The organism is Chitinispirillales bacterium ANBcel5, from assembly GCA_029688955.1.
Taxonomy (GTDB): Bacteria; Fibrobacterota; Chitinivibrionia; order Chitinivibrionales; family Chitinispirillaceae; genus Cellulosispirillum; species Cellulosispirillum alkaliphilum.
The window spans coordinates 1-2,585 of the sequence record JARUKZ010000085.1; the positions used below are offsets into that span (position 1 = coordinate 1).

Here is a 2,585-nt window from a genome sequence, read left to right on the forward strand (position 1 = left end):
GTGGGGAGGTGGGTGAGTACTGACCCTGCGGAACAGTACCATGATCTTTACCGCTACGGTGGTAGCAACCCGATAAACAGGTTCGATCCTGATGGCAATCAAGATGAATATTTCCAAATGGCGATTTCTATGCCACGATCCCTTAGTGGTATAATGAGTTGGTTAGTTCCTAAGCATGAACAGGACGCTATTGTGGAATTTGGTGAAGGGGTTATGATAGGGAGTATGGCTGTTTCTGGAACTGTTTTGGCTGCTCCCGTTGTTGTGAAGGGGGCTCCTGTTGTGGTAGCAACGTGTAAAACTGCAACTACCATTGCAAAAACACATCCTGAAGTCATTTATACAACGGGAAAGATTGCAATTGAAGGTGCTGAAGCCGTAACGGCATATAGTGTTGATGGGCCGCCTAGCACCGGTTCAATAGGTTCGCATTACGGTTTCTTTGCAAGTGTACTTATGAGAGCTCGTGATTTTATCTTTGGTGGTGCTGAATGAAAAAACGGTGGCATTATTGGGTAATTGGGTATTTATCGTTATGGTTTTTTTTATTGTTTGGTTGGTTTGCGGGGAATTCGAAATGGGGGTATACACCACCAAGAACATTACCAGAATTACTGAAAGATTTTATGGATAAGCCGTTGTATTGGTTAATAGTAGTTGCAATAGGTGGTATTGTAGGTGGAGAAATAATTCGAATGTATATTCCACAGAAGAAATAATAAACATAACCCCATAGCCTATGATCGGTATTTTAAACTCAACATTTTCTTATGTTCTTCTGAAAACTCCAGACAAGAAAACTCCGGTGCGCCAGCTCCTCAGACAATCAAAGTAGCCCAGTCCCTCTGGGCCGCTTCGGGCAATCATCCGGCCCCCTCACTTTTACATAATGTAAATTATACGTTCACCTCCGCCATCCATGGCTACGGCACGCCGGGCATGTGGGTCTATAAGATTAGCGGCATCGGTATAATTAACATTATGCAAACCCCAGTGCCCGGGAATTGAATTTTATCACCCCGGCCCTCAAGGGAGAAAACCCGGAAAAGTCAAAAGAAGGGGGGGGGAAATGGTAGAAGAAAAAAGAGGTTGGGTAATTAGTCCGTATCACCATTGCCAGCACGCTTACGTTTTTCAGCAAGTGCCTGAGTCTGGTTCAGTATAACTCTTTGTTCTGTTTCCGAGAGCTGTTCAAATGCTTCTATGAGCTTTGCAGTACGCTTGTTGCCATGGATCTTATGCTCTTTGGTGGGTTCTTCTACTTTAGCACCGTTTTTGCCCATGATCTTCTCAACCGGAATATCAAAGAAATTGGCCAAAGCAATCAGGCGATCACGCGGCGGCTTGGAAAAACCGTTTTCGTAATCGGCAATGACCTTTTGCCTGGCACCAACCTTTTCACCGAGTTGTGCCTGCGTTAGCCCTCTGGCTTTTCGTAGCTTTCGTATGTTCTCACCAATAGTCATGAATATAAAATACATACCTGTTTTAAAACCCCTTGTTTTTATATCCAATGAATGTATATTTTAGTATCGTATAAAAGCGTGTATGAAATTGCTATTGACAGCTTTTTTAAAACCAGCAAAAAAGGCCAACCGGTGTCCTCTACCAAAGTTCACCCGGTCGGCCCCAAAGATAAACGCCTGAAAGGAGGCGCATCCATGTATGAAAAATACCTTACAGCAGCTTCCCAATCCATAATCACCAACGATTTGTATCTTGCAGCCTTTCTTCACAGTGTCGGGTGTTCGCTCGATCACCTGGAGCACAATAGCCGCCGCAGGATATCGTTTGTGTTTATTGGTGACCGCTGCCGTGAACTTCGCCAGGCCTATCTTACCGGCCCGGTGAGACTGGATATGCGCTCCTTTCGGGAAAGCCTCTCACTTATACGCCGTCTGATGGATGGTGAAAATTCCGCCTGCGCCCAGGCTATGGCGGATAAAGAACAAAGGAGCGCAGCCCGTGCCAAAATCAAACAAAACAGAAAAACCCTGCAGACTTGCTCAGGGTAGTGATGGCCACTACTTCCGTGGTGCTATCCTGACCTACCGCATAACCGGTCTCAATCCCTATAACCTGGACCGCCTTCGTGTTAATCTCAAGGCTTACAAAGAGGAAGAACCTTCACACTTCCAGATCGACACACTTGACCTCTACTACAGCCGATCCCGTGAGGGCTTTGCTGAGAACTGCACCAAATATCTCAAAGTTCAGCAGACTGCGGTGATGGCAGAGCTGAGCAGTCTTATATCTGCCCTTGAAGCGGAGCGTGTCTCCATGAAAGAACGTGGCAGTGGTAACGTTCCTATACAGATGAGCGAAGAGGAGAAAAAGGAAGCACTCGAAACACTTAAAAGTAAAGACCTGTTAAAGAGAATCGTTGAGGACTTCGATGCGGTGGGTTACATCGGAGAAAAAACAAACAAACTTCTTTGCTACATAGCATCAGTGTCACGCCTCCAGTCCGATCCGCTTGCGGTTCTGGTGCTCAGCCGCAGCGGTGCAGGTAAAACAGGTTTACAGGAAGCGGTGTGCAGATTTATCCCTCCTGAATCGGTAATCCAGTATACACGCATTACCGG

Annotated in this window: 5 protein-coding genes; 4 read left to right on the top strand and 1 reads right to left on the bottom strand. The window is 46.1% G+C overall.

Annotated features, from left to right (window positions below; all coding sequences use genetic code 11):
* The coding region (locus QA601_18690) for a hypothetical protein (protein ID MDG5817131.1) at nt 1–495 on the top strand (495 nt) is incomplete at its 5' end.
* The gene (locus QA601_18695; GenBank protein MDG5817132.1) at nt 492–719 is read left to right on the top strand and encodes a hypothetical protein; all 228 of its coding nucleotides are present in this window, start codon (nt 492–494) and stop codon (nt 717–719) included. The genes QA601_18690 and QA601_18695, both read left to right, overlap by 4 nt.
* A gap of 378 nt (nt 720–1,097) precedes the next feature.
* Here the strand turns inward: QA601_18695 and QA601_18700 are convergent, their stop codons facing one another.
* The gene (locus QA601_18700; protein MDG5817133.1) at nt 1,098–1,481 is read right to left on the bottom strand and encodes a helix-turn-helix transcriptional regulator; all 384 of its coding nucleotides are present in this window, start codon (nt 1,479–1,481) and stop codon (nt 1,098–1,100) included.
* Between the two features lie 180 nt (nt 1,482–1,661).
* Between QA601_18700 and QA601_18705 the strand changes: the two genes are divergently transcribed.
* The gene (locus tag QA601_18705) at nt 1,662–2,015 is read left to right on the top strand and encodes a hypothetical protein (GenBank protein MDG5817134.1); all 354 of its coding nucleotides are present in this window, start codon (nt 1,662–1,664) and stop codon (nt 2,013–2,015) included.
* Nucleotides 1,966–2,585 (top strand): hypothetical protein (locus QA601_18710; GenBank protein MDG5817135.1); only part of this gene is annotated, 620 nt, incomplete at its 3' end. The genes QA601_18705 and QA601_18710, both read left to right, overlap by 50 nt.

What these genes read in the sequence shown, in the direction of transcription:
- QA601_18695 (MDG5817132.1), top strand. Translation starts at nt 492, where the DNA reads ATGAAAAAACGGTGGCATTATTGGGTAATTGGGTATTTATCGTTATGG.
- QA601_18700 (MDG5817133.1), bottom strand. Translation starts at nt 1,481, where the DNA reads ATGTATTTTATATTCATGACTATTGGTGAGAACATACGAAAGCTACGA.
- QA601_18705 (MDG5817134.1), top strand. Translation starts at nt 1,662, where the DNA reads ATGTATGAAAAATACCTTACAGCAGCTTCCCAATCCATAATCACCAAC.